The sequence below is a fragment of the Symbiopectobacterium sp. Eva_TO genome, assembly GCF_053848865.1.
Genome location: NZ_JBSPEY010000004.1, coordinates 1,131,560 through 1,149,206 on the forward strand (window position 1 = coordinate 1,131,560; position 17,647 = coordinate 1,149,206).

14 protein-coding genes and 3 pseudogenes are annotated in these 17,647 nt (G+C 54.3%); 2 read left to right on the forward strand and 15 right to left on the reverse strand.

Annotation, left to right across the window (positions count from 1 at the left end; translation table 11 throughout):
* Window positions 1-77: 77 nt before the first annotated feature.
* The 10 genes from dacA to leuS all read right to left on the reverse strand — a co-directional run bounded on the left by dacA (window position 78) and on the right by leuS (window position 11,475).
* Entirely contained in the window at window positions 78-1,289 is a 1,212-nt protein-coding gene (dacA, locus tag ACWWJF_RS07875) for a D-alanyl-D-alanine carboxypeptidase DacA (protein WP_455869138.1), read from the reverse strand.
* A gap of 167 nt (window positions 1,290-1,456) precedes the next feature.
* Window positions 1,457-2,563, reverse strand: a complete 1,107-nt coding sequence (rlpA, locus tag ACWWJF_RS07880) for an endolytic peptidoglycan transglycosylase RlpA (protein ID WP_455869139.1) — start codon at window positions 2,561-2,563, stop codon at window positions 1,457-1,459.
* Window positions 2,564-2,577: 14 nt separating this feature from the next.
* Window positions 2,578-3,690: a peptidoglycan glycosyltransferase MrdB gene (gene mrdB / locus ACWWJF_RS07885; protein ID WP_455869140.1), complete on the reverse strand. Its 1,113-nt coding sequence runs from the start codon at window positions 3,688-3,690 to the stop codon at window positions 2,578-2,580.
* An 8-nt stretch (window positions 3,691-3,698) separates the two neighbouring features.
* Window positions 3,699-5,603: a peptidoglycan DD-transpeptidase MrdA gene (gene mrdA / locus ACWWJF_RS07890; RefSeq protein ID WP_455869141.1), complete on the reverse strand. Its 1,905-nt coding sequence runs from the start codon at window positions 5,601-5,603 to the stop codon at window positions 3,699-3,701.
* Window positions 5,604-5,637: 34 nt separating this feature from the next.
* Window positions 5,638-6,108, reverse strand: coding sequence for a 23S rRNA (pseudouridine(1915)-N(3))-methyltransferase RlmH (rlmH, locus tag ACWWJF_RS07895; protein ID WP_222159985.1), 471 nt, complete (start codon window positions 6,106-6,108; stop codon window positions 5,638-5,640).
* 1 nt (window position 6,109) lies between these two features.
* On the reverse strand, window positions 6,110-6,427 hold the full coding sequence (gene rsfS, locus ACWWJF_RS07900; RefSeq protein WP_455869142.1) for a ribosome silencing factor: 318 nt from the start codon (window positions 6,425-6,427) through the stop codon (window positions 6,110-6,112).
* Between the two features lie 210 nt (window positions 6,428-6,637).
* Window positions 6,638-7,294: a nicotinate-nucleotide adenylyltransferase gene (gene nadD, locus ACWWJF_RS07905; protein WP_455869143.1), complete on the reverse strand. Its 657-nt coding sequence runs from the start codon at window positions 7,292-7,294 to the stop codon at window positions 6,638-6,640.
* The gene (gene holA, locus ACWWJF_RS07910; RefSeq protein WP_455869144.1) at window positions 7,287-8,324 is read right to left on the reverse strand and encodes a DNA polymerase III subunit delta; all 1,038 of its coding nucleotides are present in this window, start codon (window positions 8,322-8,324) and stop codon (window positions 7,287-7,289) included. The genes nadD and holA overlap by 8 nt, the downstream gene beginning before the upstream one ends.
* Window positions 8,321-8,878, reverse strand: a complete 558-nt coding sequence (lptE, locus tag ACWWJF_RS07915) for an LPS assembly lipoprotein LptE (RefSeq protein ID WP_455869145.1) — start codon at window positions 8,876-8,878, stop codon at window positions 8,321-8,323. Before lptE ends, holA begins: the two co-directional genes overlap by 4 nt.
* Before the next feature lie 14 nt (window positions 8,879-8,892).
* On the reverse strand, window positions 8,893-11,475 hold the full coding sequence (gene leuS, locus ACWWJF_RS07920; protein ID WP_455869146.1) for a leucine--tRNA ligase: 2,583 nt from the start codon (window positions 11,473-11,475) through the stop codon (window positions 8,893-8,895).
* 468 nt (window positions 11,476-11,943) lie between these two features.
* On the opposite strand from leuS, the pseudogene ACWWJF_RS07925 reads away from it, so the two are divergent.
* A pseudogene (locus ACWWJF_RS07925) lies at window positions 11,944-12,429 on the forward strand (zinc ribbon-containing protein).
* Window positions 12,430-12,511: 82 nt separating this feature from the next.
* On the opposite strand, the gene ACWWJF_RS07930 reads toward ACWWJF_RS07925, so the two are convergent.
* Window positions 12,512-13,237: an amino acid ABC transporter ATP-binding protein gene (locus ACWWJF_RS07930; RefSeq protein WP_455869147.1), complete on the reverse strand. Its 726-nt coding sequence runs from the start codon at window positions 13,235-13,237 to the stop codon at window positions 12,512-12,514.
* Window positions 13,234-13,788, reverse strand: a pseudogene (gene gltK / locus ACWWJF_RS07935) (glutamate/aspartate ABC transporter permease GltK); the annotation flags it as partial. The gene ACWWJF_RS07930 and the pseudogene gltK, both read right to left, overlap by 4 nt.
* Window positions 13,789-13,860: 72 nt before the next feature.
* Between gltK and ACWWJF_RS07940 the strand changes: the two are divergent.
* Window positions 13,861-15,029, forward strand: a protein-coding gene (locus tag ACWWJF_RS07940) for an IS3 family transposase (protein WP_455868400.1) whose coding sequence is annotated in 2 segments (ribosomal slippage) — window positions 13,861-14,116 and window positions 14,116-15,029 — 1,170 coding nt in all. Because the reading frame shifts where the segments join, the coding sequence is not laid out codon by codon here.
* 9 nt (window positions 15,030-15,038) lie between these two features.
* Here the strand turns inward: ACWWJF_RS07940 and ACWWJF_RS07945 are convergent.
* The 3 genes and pseudogenes from ACWWJF_RS07945 to lysA all read right to left on the reverse strand — a co-directional run.
* Window positions 15,039-15,338, reverse strand: a pseudogene (locus tag ACWWJF_RS07945) (transposase); the annotation flags it as partial.
* A gap of 15 nt (window positions 15,339-15,353) precedes the next feature.
* Window positions 15,354-16,048, reverse strand: a protein-coding gene (locus ACWWJF_RS07950; RefSeq protein WP_455869148.1) for an IS1 family transposase whose coding sequence is annotated in 2 segments (ribosomal slippage) — window positions 15,354-15,805 and window positions 15,805-16,048 — 696 coding nt in all. Because the reading frame shifts where the segments join, the coding sequence is not laid out codon by codon here.
* A 229-nt stretch (window positions 16,049-16,277) separates the two neighbouring features.
* Entirely contained in the window at window positions 16,278-17,540 is a 1,263-nt protein-coding gene (gene lysA / locus ACWWJF_RS07955) for a diaminopimelate decarboxylase (RefSeq protein ID WP_455869149.1), read from the reverse strand.
* Between the last annotated feature and the right edge of the window lie 107 nt (window positions 17,541-17,647).

A 17,647-nucleotide genomic window follows, 5' to 3' on the forward strand; every position in this document is an offset into this window, starting at 1 on the left:
CAACATAAAGTATAACTCCCGCCTCAGCGGGAGTAATCATCTCTGAATATGGGGCCAAAAATGGTTAACCCAAGGGCTTAGCCTAACCAGCGATGGAACACCAGGCGAATGTAGTCAAACAGACGGCCAAAAATGCCCCCTTCTTTGACTTCATTCATCACGACCAGCGGGCGTTGCTCAATGGTTTTGCCATCAAGTTGGAAGTTGATGGTACCAACCACCTGGTTTTTGCTCAGCGGTGCGTGCAGTTCCGTGTTATTGAGCACATAGCTGGCTTTCAGATCTTTCATCCGACCGCGCGGAATGGTGAGGTAGGCATCTTTTTCCACGCTCAGGGAAACCCTGTCGCTATCACCGAACCAGACGGGCTCGGATGCAAACTCTTTGCCGGCTTTCAGCGGTGCAACGGTTTCAAAGAAACGGAAACCCCAGGTGAGCAGCTTTTTGCTCTCGGTTTCACGGCCTTTGAAGGTGCGTCCGCCCATCACTACCGAGATCAAACGCATTTGACCTTCAGTGGCCGAGGCAACCAGATTGTAACCTGCCGCATTGGTGTGGCCGGTTTTGATACCGTCGACGGCCAGGCTGCTGTCCCACAACAGGCCATTACGGTTGGTCTGTTTGATGTTATTAAAGGTGAACTCTCTTTCTTTATAAATGGCGTACTCGTCCGGCACATCGCGAATCAACGCCTGGCCAATCAGCGCCATATCGCGCGCGGAGCTGTGTTGCCCCGGTGCATCCAAGCCGTGCACGGTCTGGAAATTGGTGTTCTGCAAACCCAATGCTTTCACATAGTTGTTCATCAGGCTAACGAAGGCATCCTGGCTACCCGCCACATAATCAGCCATCGCAACGCAAGCGTCATTACCCGATTGCAGAATGATGCCGCGACTGAGTTGTGAAACCGGTACACGATCGCCCGGTTTCAGGAACATCAGCGACGAGCCCTGAAAGGTCGGGTTTCCGGTTGCCCAGGCATCTTTGCCGACGGTTACGATGTCATTCTGGGTAATCTTGCCGGATTTCAGCGCCTGACCGATAACATAACTGGTCATCATTTTGGTCAGACTTGCGGGATCGCGGCGCGCATCGGCATTCATTTCTGCCAACACTTTGCCAGAGTTGTAATCAATCAGGATGTACGACTCGGCGTCGATTTGTGGTACGCCGGGGATCATCGTCTTGAGATTGACGTCTTCCGCATGGGCCGTTGTGGCAACGCTGACGGCAAGCAGCGTGCCCAGCGCTGTACCTAAGGTGAAACGAGACGTGATAACAATATTCATGATTGGAACTACAACATCCGTGGAGTGAAGTTAAAAAACGAGCCGTACTATAGCAGATGCGCCATAGCGCGGCACCAGACATTCCGTTACGTGATTTTGCTAAAGCAGAATGGCGTAACAACCCCATGCCCGCACATTAACAGGCGGCGGACTGGGGCGCGAGAGGATTATTGCGCGTCTGCCGCCGTGACAAAGGCGTGCTGCTGCGCTTCTGTTGCCAAACGCTGCTGAAGTTCAGTGGCCTGTTGGCTGTTTTGAAAAGGGCCAAGCTGAACGCGATACAAGCCGTTGCTGGGTGTCACTTTTCCCGTTACGTGGAAGCGTTCGCTCAGGCTTTTCAGCCAGGTTTGCGCACGCTGTGGGTCGCTCAGCGCTCCAACCTGAACCAGATAGCGCCCGTTACTGTTGCCAATCGGTGTCGCTGCCGGCGTCACGGCAAGCGGGCGCGCTGCTGTGGTTGCTGGCGCGCTGGTCACAGGCGTAGCGGCATGTGTATCTTCCAATACGCCAGAACGCAGGGCGGTAGGAGCACCCAGAAACCCACTTGTGCGGGCACTGGTGTTGCTGGCCGGCATATCGCTGTTATTTTGCACACTGAGGGCGTTGTTACTGACGGGCCTGCTGGCAATGGCTGCTGGCGCACTGGTTTCCATCACAGGCGTACCCAATCCGCTAGCACCGAGGTTCGGGCGATCGGGCAGGGCAAAACTCTGTTTGGCGACGGTTGTCCCAATAGTGCCTGGCCCGGAGAGCGTGCCATCTGGCGCGACCACGATCGCTTCAACTTTCACTTTGGTATTGTTGGATATATTGAGGCGATCGCCAGCCGCCTTGGACAGATCGATAATTCTGCCTGGCGTATACGGGCCGCGATCGTTCACACGAACCACCAGACGGCGGCCGTTGCTCAGGTTAGTCACGCGGACATAGCTGGGTAATGGCAGCGTGGGGTGCGCAGCGGTAATGGCGTTGGGATCGAAGATTTCGCCGATAGAGGTACGATTCCCGTTGGCTTCAGCGCCGTTCCAGGTTGCCAGACCGACCTCGGAGAAGTTCTGCGCGTTCTGGAGCACCTTGTAGGTTTTTCCCTTGATGGTGTAATCCTGCAACGTGCTCGGATTATAGGGCTCATAGCGCGGCTCGGCTCCGCCAATCTCTTCCACCGGACCATTATAAGCCGGGGTCGGCGTAATCGGCGCGCGCGGGGCTTCCGTGGTGGTACAGGCTGCAAGCATCAAGGTGACGATGCCGACCCAAAGCCAGTCCTTACGCATGTGTTTACCTCACTTTATAAGTTTTTCGAGAGCATCTTACGGTGCGTGTGGATTGACATCACAATGCCAAACCCTGCCATCAACACAACCAACGCTGAGCCGCCGTAACTGATAAGCGGGAGCGGCACCCCGACCACGGGCAATATGCCACTCACCATACCGATGTTAACAAAAACATAGACAAACAGAATGAGAATCAGGCCGCCGACCATCACCCGGCCAAACGAGGTTTGGGCATTGGCGGCAATTACCAGACCACGCATGATGACAAACAGATACATGGCGATCAGAACCAGCACACCAATCAACCCCAACTCCTCTGCCAATACGGCAAAAATAAAGTCGGTGTGGCGTTCGGGCAGGAATTCAAGCTGTGACTGGGTGCCTTGTAGCCAGCCTTTACCCGACAAACCCCCGGAGCCGATAGCAATTTTGGATTGAATAATATGGTAGCCCGCCCCCAGCGGATCGCTTTCCGGATCGAGCAGCATCATCACGCGGGCGCGTTGGTAATCGTGCATCAGAAAGAACCAGAGCACGGGTATAAACGCTGCAAGCAACACTAGCGCCACGGCGATCAGTCGCCAGCTCATGCCCGCGAGAAAAAGCACAAACAGGCCGGATGCCGAGACCAGAATCGACGTGCCCAGGTCGGGTTGCGCCGCCACCAGCAGGGTCGGCAAAAAGATTAATACCAGGGCGATCCCGGTGTTTTTCAGCGACGGTGGGCACATATCACGGTTGATAAAGCGCGCTACCATCAACGGCACGGCAATTTTGGCAATTTCTGACGGCTGAAAACGGACAAAGCCAAGATCAAGCCAGCGCTGTGCGCCTTTACTTATCTGGCCGAACACATCCACCATGATCAACAGAATGACACAGACGATATAGAAATAGGGTGCCCAGCCTTCGTAGACGCGCGGCGGAATTTGCGCCATGGCGATCATCACGGAAAGACCAATGGCTATCTGTGCCGCTTTACGCTCCATCATGCCGATATCCTGGCCGCTGGCGCTCCACATCACGAATAAGCTATACCCCAGCAGCGCCAGAATACAGAGCAGGAAGGGCAGGTCGATATGCATCTTGGTCCAAATCGACCTTTTTTGTTGGCTTTCAGTCATGGCGGCGGTTACTCGCTTTCAGAACCGGGTGCGCTGGGTGGCGCATCGGGCAATTCGGTGTTGTTATCGCCCAGCATAATGTGGTCGAGCATCTGGCGTACCAAGGCGCTGATAGCAGGGCCTGCACCGCCATTCTCCAAAACGATTGAGATGGCAATTTTGGGGTTTTTATAGGGGGCAAATGCCGTCAACAGTTTGTGGTCACGCAGGTGTTCGGCGATTTTATTCGCATTGTAGGTCTCATTTTCTTTCAGGCCAAATACCTGCGCAGTACCGGTTTTTGCTGCGATCTTATAGGGCGCATCGGCAAAAAATTTATGTGCAGTGCCGTTCTGACGGTTAGCAACCCCGTACATCCCGTCTTTGGCGATTTCCCAATAGCTGGCACGCACATCGCTAAGTCGTGACACTTCTTGCTGACGATAAGGTACGATGACGCCGCTATTGCGAGCACTATAAAGCAGGTGTGGTGTTTTCACGTTGCCATCGTTGATGAGCGTCGTCAGTGCTTTCGCCATTTGAATCGGCGTGGCAATCCAGTAGCCTTGACCAATGCCAACCGGAATGGTGTCCCCTTGATACCAAGGACGTTTGAAGCGTTTCTGCTTCCACTCACGTGTGGGCATATTGCCGGAACTCTCTTCCGCCAGATCGATACCGGTGTATTCACCGTAGCCGAACTTGTTCATCCATTCTGCCAGGCGATCGATACCCATGTCATAAGCGACCTGATAGAAGAAGGTATCCGCAGATTCTTCCAGCGATTTGGTCAAGTTCAAGCGGCCATGGCCCCATTTTTTCCAGTCGCGGAACCGTTTTTCTGAGCCCGGTAATTGCCACCAACCTGGATCGAACAACGAGGTGGTGGGGGTAATCACATTGGCGCTTAATGCAGAGGCGGCAATGTAGGGTTTCACCGTTGAAGCCGGAGGATATAGCCCCTGCGTGGCGCGGTTGATCAGCGGTTTGTTAGGGTCATTAAGCAGTGCGCGATAGTCTTTGCTCGAGATGCCATCAACGAACAGGTTGGGATCGTAGCTCGGGGTGGAAACCAGTGCGCGCAGGCCACCATCACGTGGATCGATAATCACCACCCCTGCCCGACTGCCTTCCAGCAGTTTTTCAACGTAGATTTGCAGGTTGAGATCGATGGTGAGGTAGATATCCTGACCCGCTTGCGGCGGCTGCTCGTGCAGTTGACGGATGACGCGGCCACGGTTATTGACTTCCACCTCTTCATAACCGGGTTTACCGTGCAGAATATCTTCGTAATAGCGCTCAATGCCCAGTTTTCCTATGTCGCGCGTGGCGGCGTAATCGGCAATTTTTTCTTCCTTACTCAGTCGCTCTACGTCTTTATCATTGATTTTTGATACGTAGCCGAGGACATGGGTTAGGGCAGAGCCATACGGGTAATAGCGGCGTTGATAGCCTTTGACTTCCACGCCGGGAAAACGGTACTGGTTGACGGCAAAACGGGCGACATCCACGTCGCTTAAGGCGGTTTTGACCGGAATGGAGGTGAAGCGGCGTGAGCGTTTACGTTCTTTCTCGAAGTTTTCCAGATCATCATCAGTGAGATTGACGATGGGTTTCAGAGCAGCGAGCGTATCTTGCAGGTTATCAACTTTGTCCGGCACCAATTCCAACTGGTAAATGGTGCGGTTGAGCGCCAGTGGAATACCGTTGCGATCGTAAATGATGCCACGGCTGGGTGCGATGGGTACCAGCTTAATGCGGTTTGCGTTTGAGCGTGTGCGGTAGTCATCAACGCGCACCACTTGCAAATGGTACAGATTGGTCACCAGCACGCCGGAAAGCAGCAAAATACCGATGAACGCCACTAAAGCACGACGTACGAAAAGGGCGGATTCCGCCGAATAATCACGAAAGGGTTTATGTTCTGTTTTCATCCGGCAACTATTTCGTGTGTTTCATCGTACAGTCTTACTCTCTATGGTAAGGGTGATTGGTGGTGATGCTCCAGGCCCGATACAGGCTCTCGGCCACCAATACGCGCACCAGCGGGTGCGGCAGCGTTAACGGTGATAGCGACCAGCTTTGCTCCGCCGCCGCTTTGCAAGCGGGGGCCAGCCCTTCTGGGCCGCCAATCAGCAGGCTGACGTCGCGCCCGTCCTGTTTCCAGCGTTCCAATTGGCTGGCAAGCTGCGGCGTTTCCCACGGCGTACCGGGAATATCCAGTGTCACAATACGGTTACCTTTCCCCACTGCAGCCAGCATCAGTTCCCCTTCACGCTCGAGAATACGTTTGATATCCGCATTCTTTCCCCGTTTACCAGCAGGGATTTCCGTGAGCTCGAAGGGCATGTCTTTGGGAAAACGTCGCAGATAATCCGAAAAACCTGTCTGCACCCAGTCCGGCATTTTGGTGCCAACGGCGACCAGTTGCAGCCTCATGCTAGCTCCACAGTTTTTCCAGTTCGTACAGGTGACGGCTCTCTTCCTGCATCACGTGTACCATCACATCACCGAGATCGACAACCACCCAGTCAGCACCTTGCTCATCCTCAACACCCAGTGGGATCATTCCGGCAGCGCGTGAGGCTTGTACCACATGGTCGGCGATAGACGAAACGTGGCGGCTGGATGTACCGGTGCAGATAATCATGCAGTCGGTAATGCTGGATTTGCCACGCACGTTCAGCGCAACGATATCCTGGCCTTTTAAATCATCTATTTTATCAATAACAAAATCTTGGAGTGCTTGGCCTTGCAAAGGTTCCTCCTGCCTGGCGGTTCAACCGGAGAAATGTGCTCCGGCGGGTAAAAAGGGTTGCGTGTTCATGCATGACGCACCGCAGGTGTTTCAGGGTATTAACGACCCATTTGGCGGCGTAGACAACGCGCTTTACCGTTTTTTACCGGACTGAAAAACCAGCGGCGGACTATAGTATGCCCGGTGAGAGAGTGGTATGTGGGAAGCGGGTTAACGGTATAAGTCGTGAGCATCCATAAAATGCAGCACGGCAGGGGGAACCAAATCGTCGCAGGATTCACCCTTCTGACGGCGCTGGCGAATATCCGTGGCAGAGACGGTGACCAGCGGCGTGTGCGCCAAATAGATCAACCCGTGCGGCTGCGTGTGAAGATCTGCGGCATTTTCAGCGCTGTGCGCTTCCAGACACGCCTGCTGTTCTGGCGTGTCTAACGTGGTGCGGTAACCTGGGCGTGCGCAGACCAGTAGATGACACACCTTGAGCAGGTCTTGTCCACGGTGCCAGGCGTGTAATGTGAACAGCGAATCCTGGCCGATAATAAAGGCCAACGGAATGTTATCGCCCATTTCTGCGCGGATCATCTCCATGGTATCAATGGTGTAAGACGGCGTGATGCGCTGCAATTCACGGTCATCCACGCTGAATAACGGCGTCTCGGCGATGGCGAGTTCCACCATGCGCTTGCGCTGTTGCGCGGTGGCTTCAGGCTGTTCGCGGTGAGGCGGTACGTTATTGGGCATCAGCGTGATGCGCGTTACGCCTATTTCATTCGCCAGCGCAGTGACTGGACGTAAATGCCCATAATGAATGGGATCAAAGGTGCCGCCGAAGTAGGCGATCAGTTCAGGCGGAGTAACGCTATTCATCGGCGTTGACCATACCGGGCGCAAGCACCTTGCCGCACAATAACAGCGTCAGCGTTTGCATTTCTGGCCAGATGGATTGGCCATAATCCTGTTTTAGCGTCAATTCCAATCGCGTCAGCAGGTGCATAGCTTGTTGCAACTGATGTCCATTGAGCCGTTGGAGTGCCTGAGTGAGCAGTGCGCGTCGGTTTTGCCACACTTTATGCTGATCAAACAGGGTACGTAACGGTGTTGTCACCATGTTGCGCTGCAAGGTGACCAACAGCGTCAACTCACGTTGCAGCGTGCGCAGCAGAATCACAGGTTCGCTGTCTTCAGCTTGTAACTGTTGCAACACGTGCCAGGCGCGTTTGCTTTTGCCTGCCAGCATGGCATCCAGCCAATGAAAGGGCGTGAAGTGTGCGGCATCGTTTACCGCCTGCTCAACGCGTGGCAACGTGAGCTTGCCGTCAGGATAGAGCAATGACAAACGTTCCAGCGCCTGCATCAACGCCAGAAGATTGCCCTCATAGCAGTAACACAGCAGTTGCGTGGCGGCATCATCCAGTTGCAGTTTACGTTGCTTGGCGCGTTGTGCCACCCAGCGCGGTAATTGCGTCTGTTCCGGTGTTAAACAGTTGATGATCACGCCGTGCTGCGACAGTGCTTTATACCAGGCGCTGTTTTCTTGCGCTTTGGTGAGTTTGCTGCCGCGTAGAATAGGCAATACGTCCTGATGCAGCAGTCCAGCCAGTTTGACCAGATTTTCTGCCATGGCGGCGTTGGGGCCGTTTTCCGGCAGTTGCAGCAGTAGGCTTTGCCGTGAAGCGAACAGGCTGAGTGCCTGACATTCGCTGAAAATAGCATCCCAATCGGTGCTTTGATCGAGTGTGAAACTAAAATGTTCGGTGAAACCCTGCTCCCGCGCGCGGTGACGCAGCATGTCCAGGCTTTCCTGCAACAACAGTGGATCGTTGCCAAACAGCAGATAGCAAGCGCGCAGCCCTTCATTGAGCTGCGCGGCAAGCTGTTCTGGATAGATACGGATCATGAACGCCCGTTGTTATCGCTGATGGCGGTGGCACGTTGCTGGCGGTTTTTCACCTCATCACTGCCGTTGATGGTCACCAGTTTACGCACTAACTGCTCGGCAGCCTGACGGCGCATCTCCTTACGTATGATGTCCTGCTCGGCGTCTTTTGCCAACGCGGCGAGCGGGTTATCAAAGAAGGTGCGGAACACCGTGACCGAGAGTGGATAAATATCTTCACCCGGCAGCAGCACCTGCGCCTGAACGGTCAGCACCAACTGGTACTCTGCGGTGGCCCCATCCTGGAAAATAGAGACAGTGTCTCTGGCTTCCGTGGAGCCGATAATACGCAGGGATGCGATATCCTGACGCGCGGCGTCTTCCTCGATTCTTACATCACTGGCACGTAGCTGATCGCGAATGGCCCGGGTCAACGGACCAAAAGGATCGTTACTGGTCAGCGTTAATACCTTCAATTCGCTGGGCAGTTGTGTGGTGCCACGCAGATGAAAACCGCAGCCGGCGGTAACCAGCGCCGCCAACCCCAGCAACAACGTGAATAAACGATGTCGCACAGTGCCTCCTTGGCTTAACCTACAACCAGGTTAAGCAGTTTGCCCGGAACGTAAATGACTTTACGTACTGTAACGCCTTCCAGGTATTTTGCCACCAGATGTTCCTGTGCGGCACGCGCCTGAACCTGCTCCTGCGTGGCATCGGCAGCAACCGTAATTCTCCCGCGCACCTTGCTGTTCACTTGCACCACGACCAATTTGGAGTCTTCCACCATGGCATCTTCATCGGCAACAGGCCACGGGGCCGTGTCGATATCGCCATTGCCACCCAGCGCCTGCCACAGCGTGAAGCAGGCGTGCGGTGTGAACGGGTACAGCATACGCACCACGGCCAGCAGCGCTTCCTGAGTCAGTGCGCGATCCTGCTCGCTTTCTTGCGGCGCTTTTGCCAGCTTGTTCATCAGTTCCATCACGGCGGCGATAGCGGTGTTGAACGTCTGACGACGACCAATATCATCGGTGACTTTAGCGATGGTTTTGTGCAGGTCGCGACGCAGTGCTTTCTGATCTTCGGTCAGCGTGGAAACATCCAGCGCACCGGTAGCGCCTTTTTCCGTGTGGTCGTAAACCTGTTTCCACACACGCTTGAGGAAGCGGTTAGCCCCTTCAACCCCTGATTCCTGCCATTCCAGCGTCATTTCTGCCGGAGAGGCGAACATCATAAACAGACGCACGGTGTCGGCACCGTATTTCTCTACCATCACCTGCGGGTCGATACCGTTGTTCTTCGATTTCGACATCTTGCTCATCCCGGCGTACACCAGTTCGCGGCCTTCTGCATCGAAGGCTTTCAGGATGCGTCCTTTGTCATCGCGCTCCACGGTGACGTCAGACGGTGATACCCAGATACGTTCGCCACTGTTGCCGGTGTAGTAGAAGGCATCAGCCAACACCATCCCCTGACACAACAGGCGCTTGGCGGGTTCATCGGAGGTGACAAGACCTGCATCACGCATCAACTTGTGGAAGAAGCGGAAATACATCAGGTGCATGATGGCGTGTTCGATACCGCCCACGTATTGATCGACCGGCAGCCAGTAGTTGGCTGCAGCCGGATCGAGCATACCCTGATCGTATTGCGGGCAAGTGTAGCGCGCGTAGTACCAGGAGGATTCCATAAAGGTATCGAAGGTATCGGTTTCACGCAGCGCAGGCTGACCGTTGACGGTGGTTTTTGCCCAGTTGGGATCGGCTTTGATAGGGCTGGTAATGCCATCCATCACCACGTCTTCCGGCAGAATCACTGGCAGTTGATCTTCCGGGGTCGGGATAACGGTGCCATCTTCCAACGTCACCATCGGGATTGGAGCTCCCCAGTAACGCTGACGGGATACGCCCCAATCGCGCAGGCGATAGTTGACTTTGCGTGCGCCGACGCCGAGTGCGACCAGCTTGTCCGCAATGGCGTTAAAGCCCGCCTCGTGATCCAGACCGCTGAATTCGCCTGAGTTGAACAGTGCGCCTTTCTCGGTCATGGCTTGTGCAGAGATATCGGGTTCGCTGCCGTCCAGGTTCAGGATAACGGGTTTGATCGTCAACTGATATTTAGTGGCAAATTCCCAGTCGCGCTGGTCGTGGCCCGGAACGGCCATCACCGCGCCAGTGCCGTAATCCATCAGCACGAAGTTGGCTGCCCATACTGGCAGTTTTTCGCCGGTCAGTGGATGCACCACGAACAGGCCTGTCGCCATGCCCTTTTTCTCCATGGTCGCCATATCTGCTTCGGCAACTTTGGTGTTACGGCATTCATCGATAAACGCGGTCAACGCCGGGTTAGTGGTGGCGGCGCGCAGCGCCAGCGGATGCGCTGCAGCAACGGCGACATAGGTGGCACCGATAAAGGTATCCGAACGCGTGGTGTAGACGGTCAGCTTGTCAGCGCTGTCTGCCACGTCAAAGGTGATTTCCACCCCTTCCGAACGGCCAATCCAGTTGCGCTGCATGGTTTTGACCTGCTCCGGCCAGCTTTCCAGCGTGTCCAGATCGTTGAGCAGTTGATCGGCGTAATCGGTGATTTTGATAAACCACTGCGGGATCTCTTTACGCTCCACTTTGCTGTCACAGCGCCAGCAGCAGCCATCGATAACCTGTTCGTTGGCCAGCACCGTCTGATCGTTCGGGCACCAGTTCACCGCAGAGGTTTTCTTGTAGACCAGACCTTTTTCGTACAGCTTGGTGAAGAACCACTGTTCCCAGCGATAATAATCGGGTTTACAGGTGGCGACTTCACGATCCCAGTCATAGCCAAAGCCCAGCAGCTTCAACTGGTTTTTCATGTAATCGATGTTGGCATAGGTCCAGGGGGCCGGTGCGGTGTTGTTTTTTACCGCAGCCCCTTCCGCTGGAAGACCGAAAGCGTCCCACCCGATCGGTTGCAGGACATTTTTTCCCAACATGCGTTGGTAGCGGGAAATAACGTCACCGATGGTGTAATTACGTACGTGCCCCATGTGTAGGCGGCCAGAAGGGTAGGGGAGCATGGAAAGGCAGTAGTACTTTACCTTGCCGGGCTCTTCGGTCACTTTAAACGTTTTGTTTTCTTGCCAGTGAAGCTGGACGCGAGTTTCTATCTCTTCTGGGCGGTATTGCTCTTGCATGGCTGCCAGGGGTCCTATTTAGTAAAGAAGCGCTACACCCGTAGCGTGTTCCGATTCATCATAATGATCCGCATAGCATAGCTGATAAGCAACGCTGGCAACAACCGTCTCTGCACCCTAAGCGCTGATTTATACCCGTCATACTTCACGTTGCAGGTGCGTTGGCTACACTCGTCCACCCGAATCACTTACCTGAGTAAGCTCATCGGGATTGATGAACCTCATCCCTGAGGTTCACCCTTCGGGCCAGCGCAAGCGCTGTGCAAATTTGTCTCTCCCTTGCCGCCTTCCTGCAACTCGAATTATTTAGGGTATATGGATGCAAGCCGCAAAGTTGGCAAAAAGTGGGGCAAAGAGAGGTGATGAGCAAGAATAGTGCTTAAAACCGTCTAAAATAGAGAGGGATAGCTAAACAGGTACCGTCATTGCTCCGCCAATGTTAACCAATCCGCGTATTCAGGAGGCACCATGAACAAGAAAGCCCGGCATTATCGTGCGCTGATGTCTTCCATCATGACGCGTTTAAGCGCCGGTGAACGCGATCTGACTCAGATGCTCCAACACGCCCGGGAGAGCTTGCACGACAGCGAAGATCTCACCCACCGCGAACGCGAAGATATTATTCAGTCCGTAGAGCGCGATTTGGCCGAATTTGCTCAGCGTTACACGGATAGCCAGGACGAGGATTTATCCGATAGCGTGTTTCTGCGTGTCATCAAGTAGAGCCTGTGGCAAGAGCTGGTGGATATCACGGATAAAACTCAATTGGAATGGCAGGCGCTGTTTAAAGATGTCAGCCATCACGGTGTTTACCACAGTGGTGAAGTCGTCGGGCTGGGTAATTTGGTGTGTGAAAACTGCCATCACCATTTGGCATTCTATACGCCGGAAGTGCTGCATCGTTGTCCGAAGTGCGAGCACGATCAGTTTCAGCGTCAGCCTTTTCAGCCCTGACGAGGTAGCTTAAGGGAGAGGCGTTCCCGCTTGCGCGGGAACGCGCGTCGCAACGTTAGGCGCTGCGATACTGGATAATGGCTTAGTGCAGGATCTTCGCCAAAAAGTCTTTAGCGCGCTCGGATTTGGGATTGTTGAAGAACTCGTCTTTAGGTGTGTCTTCCACAATCTTGCCTTCATCCATGAAGATGACGCGGTGTGCCACTTTGCGCGCAAAGCCCATTTCGTGGGTAACGACCGTCATCGTCATGCCTTCTTGCGCCAGTTCAACCATAACATCCAACACTTCGTTGATCATTTCCGGATCGAGCGCGGAAGTCGGTTCGTCAAACAGCATGGCAACCGGGTCCATGCAGAGTGCGCGCGCAATGGCGACACGCTGTTGCTGACCACCGGAGAGCTGGCCGGGAAATTTGTTAGCGTGCGCGGACAAACCCACGCGATTGAGCAATTTGGTGGCCTTTTCACGCGCGGCCTCTTTATCACGCTTGAGCACTTTCACCTGCGCCAGCGTCAGATTCTCAATGATGGAGAGGTGGGGAAACAGTTCAAAATGCTGGAACACCATGCCCACTTTGGAACGCAATTGCGCCAGATTGGTTTTCTTGTCGTTAACCGAGATGCCGTTAACGTCAATCTGACCTTGCTGCACGGGTTCAAGGCCATTAACCGTTTTGATCAACGTGGATTTCCCGGAGCCTGACGGCCCACACACGACCACCACTTCACCTTTTTTCACTTCTGTCGAACAATCGGAGAGCACCTGAAAGTGACCATACCATTTGGAAACGTTTTTTAGAGTAATCATCGAACAGTCCTTCTTTTCAGGTAACTGACCAGTATCGATGCGCTAATGCTGATAACGAAATAAACCAATCCGGCAAACAGTACCATTTCCACCTGGGTTCCGTCGCGTTCGCCAATGGTTGACGCGGTGCGGAAGAAGTCCGCCAGGCTCAGTACATACACCAGGGAGGTGTCCTGGAACAGGACGATCCCTTGCGTCAGGAGCAACGGCACCATGGCGCGAAACGCCTGCGGCAGGATCACCAGCTTCATGGATTGCCACTGTGTCATGCCGAGCGCCAACGCTGCGGAAGACTGTCCGCGTGAAATGCTGAGTATGCCCGCACGGATAATTTCAGAGTAATAGGCGGCTTCAAACAGCGAAAAGGCTACCATAGCGGAGATCAGACGAATATTCGTTTTTGGTGATAGCCCAAGCACATTTTGTAATAAGCTAGGAACCACAAGATAGAACCACAACAGCACCATCACCAATGGGATGGAGCGGAAGATGTTAACGTAGCCTTTGGCAAACCAGCGGATCGGGGCGAAAGACGACAGCCTCATTACCGTGTAGTGGCACACTGATACTGGCCACCTGATCGGAGGTGATATGCTCACCTCATCAACACGACAGGTGACCTCATGGGTAAACATTTTACGGCGGAATTTAAGCTCGAAGCCGCAAAGCTGGTTGTCGACCACGGCTACACATACGTTAAGGCCGCAGAGGCGGTTAATGTCAGCCATTCTGCCATTAGTCGCTGGGTCAATAAGCTTCGCCTTGAACGACAGGGAAAAACGCCAACGGGACTTCCTCTTACCCCTGAACAGCTCGAGCTGCGTGAGATGAAGAAAAAAGTCCAATGCCTTGAAATGGAGAACGAAATCCTAAAAAAGGCTACGGCGCTCTTAATGTCGGACTCACTCAACGGTTCACGGTAGTCGACAGGCTGAGGGCGCGATACCCGGTCACGGCGTTGTGCCAAACTTTTGAGGTACATCGCAGCAGCTACAGGCACTGGCAGGCTTCCGCTAATGAACCCGACGGTGAGCGCGTGGTTAAGTGTAGTCGCGTCATGGAAGCCTGGAACGCCAGCGGCGGCTCTGCCGGCGCTCGAAGTATCGCGACCATCGTCACCGGCAGCTCTGGTGTCAAAATGGGGCGCTGGCTGGCTGGCAAGCTGATGAAGGAGCTGGGTATCGCCAGCTGCCAGCGACCGGCTCACAAATACAAACGCGGCGGCAATGAACACGTTGAAATACCGAACTATCTCAACCGCCAGTTCGCGGTTACCGCGCCGGATCAGGTCTGGTGCGGCGATGTGACCTACATCTGGACGGGCAAATGCTGGGCTTACCTTGCGGTGGTGCTAGACCTGTTCGCCCGCAAACCGGTGGGCTGGGCCATGTCGACGTCGCCGGACTCGGCGCTGACAGTTAAAGCGTTGCAGATGGCCTGGGAACTCCGGGGACAACCAACAGGAGTCATGTTCCACAGCGACCAGGGCAGCCACTATACCAGCCGTCAATACCGGCAAGCCCTGTGGCGCTGCCGGATAAAGCAGAGTATGAGTCGGCGGGGTAACTGCTGGGATAATGCGCCAATGGAGCGGTTCTTCCGCAGCCTGAAGACAGAATGGGTGCCGACAAAGGGTTACAACAGCTTCAGCGAAGCCCAGGACGCGATTATCCGCTACATCACGGGGTATTACAGCGCTATCCGGCCTCACTGGTATAACGGCGGCTTAACTCCAAACGAATCTGAGCGACTGTTCTACATACAGTCTAATGCGGTGGCCAATATTAGTTGACCACTACACGTACAGCCTTTTTCCTATCGTTTTCGCCGCGTTTTTCATCATGGGAACGTCACTGTTGGCCGCCAGCGCCAGCCATCTCTGCCTGTCATTCCGTCTTTCCTCGCTCCATGGCCTGTTCCAGATATCCTTTGCCAGCTCTTTCAGCGCCCAGCACTGGCTCGTCAGCTTCATCTGTGCACGCAGCCATATCAGCTTTTCCTGCCTGGATTCGGTCATCCACTTATCGCTGTACTGCCACAGGAAGCGGGTCCCCTTTGCCTGACGCCGGCTTTCAACAGGAAGGTGCGGATGTTCATTCTGGGGTAATGACTCCAATTAGTAGAACATGTGTTTTTCAATGAAGGCTCCGATGACTTTTTCGTGGATCTCGACGGAGCGCGAGAAGCAAATCGTTTTACGCGCCAGTCGTTTAATGCGGGTACGGAGCGTCAGGTTATTGCGCTCTATGCGTTGCGTGAAGATCTTGCCAGTCAGATGTTTCTGCTTCCGAACCTCTCTTGCATAGCTGCCCCAGTTGTCACTGGTAATCATGCCGATGTTGAACGGTGTCAACAGAGTCAGCAATTCACGGCAGGTCTCATCGGTTCGGGGGCCAAAAGTGTAGGCCAGAACACCGCCCGTTTTGGTATTGTAAGCGTACCAGAGCCAGTGCTGTAGTGCCTTACTGCCAACGAAGCTCCATTGCTCATCAAGTTCACAGATAAGGGCGACGTCGGCGTGAGCAACGGGAGAAGACGTTATCCTGCGGGGCGAGAGCTTTTTAAAGCCCGGATGACCGTATTGATGCCGATTTTCAACGTTCTGGCGGTATCGCGAACACCGGCACCGTTGAAGGCCATATCAACGATCTGCTCTTTGACTCCCGGCTTTCGCGCTTCATAGCGGTAGGTAAGCTGGAATACACGGCGACAGCACTGACACCGGAAGCGTTCGCGCTTAGTTGGACTAAGGCCATGTCGATAAACTTTATCTGAATGGCAGCGAGGGCAATGAACAAAAACAGTAACCACGTGGAAACCTCAAATAGCGGCAGAATATCACAAAAGCCAACTATTTTAAGGCATTACCGCAACACGAAAAAATTGGGCATTTATATAAATATTTTTGTGTTGCGGAACAAGAAAGCGAGAGGTTTATCACATTGCTGGGGAGGGGAGGACCGTATTCCTGCGACTTATCGTGGCGTCATCCTTTCCCCAGCATCCGCAGACGCTGAGGAGGATACACAACATGGCGTGGTTACAGTGCCTCGAGCGCCAGTAATTCTTCAATGGTTTGGCGACGACGAATCAAGCGTGCTTCACCGTTTTCGAACAGCACTTCCGGCAGAAGTGGGCGGCTGTTGTAGTTGGAGGACATGGAGGCGCCGTAAGCCCCGGTGTCGTGGAACACCAGATAATCGCCAACCTGTACCGCGGGTAACGCCACTGTTTCCACGCCACCGCCAGCCTGTTGCGTAAACACATCACCGGATTCACACAATGGCCCTGCGACTACGGTATCGCGCAACGGAGCGCCAGCAAGAGAACGCTTATCTGCCGGCAACAACGAAATATGGTGATAGCTGCCGTACATTGCGGGGCGCATCAGATCGTTAAACCCGGCATCCACCAACACAAAGTGGCGGCTGCCCATGTTTTTGACCGCACGCACCTGCGCCACCAACACGCCAGACTCCGCCACCAGAAAACGTCCCGGTTCGATTTCCAGTGTCACCGGGTGGCCAAGGTGTGCCTCAATACGCTGACGCGCTGCGTGCCACAGGCCAAAGTAGTGCTCGGTATCGATCACCGACTCACCCACGCGATAAGGAATGGAAAGCCCGCCGCCAGCGGAAATGGCTTCAACATCCTGACCAAACTCAACCACCTGACGCACCATGGCATCACACACCTGCTCCAGATGGCCGTAGTCCACGCCGGAGCCGATATGCATATGAATGCCGACCAACTTCAGGGAGTAGCGTTGGATTTGCGCCAGCGCCAGCGGTAAATCGGCATACCAGATACCGTGTTTGCTGTTCTCACCGCCGGTGTTGGTTTTCTGGCTATGGCCGTGACCAAATCCCGGGTTGACGCGCAGCCAAACAGGGTGACCCGGCTGAGCCGCCCCCAGTTGGGCCAGCATATCCACTGAACCGGCATTAACCGGAATATTCAGTTCCACCACACGCGCCAGCGTCGGCATATCCAGCATGTCTGCGGTAAACACAATCTCGTGATCTGCCGTACCCGGCACAAACCCGGCCACCAGGGCGCGCTCAATTTCCCCCAGCGATACCGAATCCACTTTTACACCTTGTGCGCGCATCAGGCGCAGAATATGCGTGTTGGAGCAGGCTTTTTGCGCGAAGCGGATGGTGTCAAACTGACGGAGTTGTGCAATACGCGCCACGATGGTGTGCGCATCATAGGCCCACACCGGGCATCCAAAACGAGCGGGTAATTCACGCAGACTATGCGCGTTAAGCGCGTGGGTAAGGTCATTCAGATCGTGCGGCATAGGGTTTCCGTGCAACAAAAGGGGAGCAATGACCACACGGTAACGGGCTGCAACGATTTAAACAAATATCAATTTTCGCATATTCTATTCATCCATGATATGGCTTA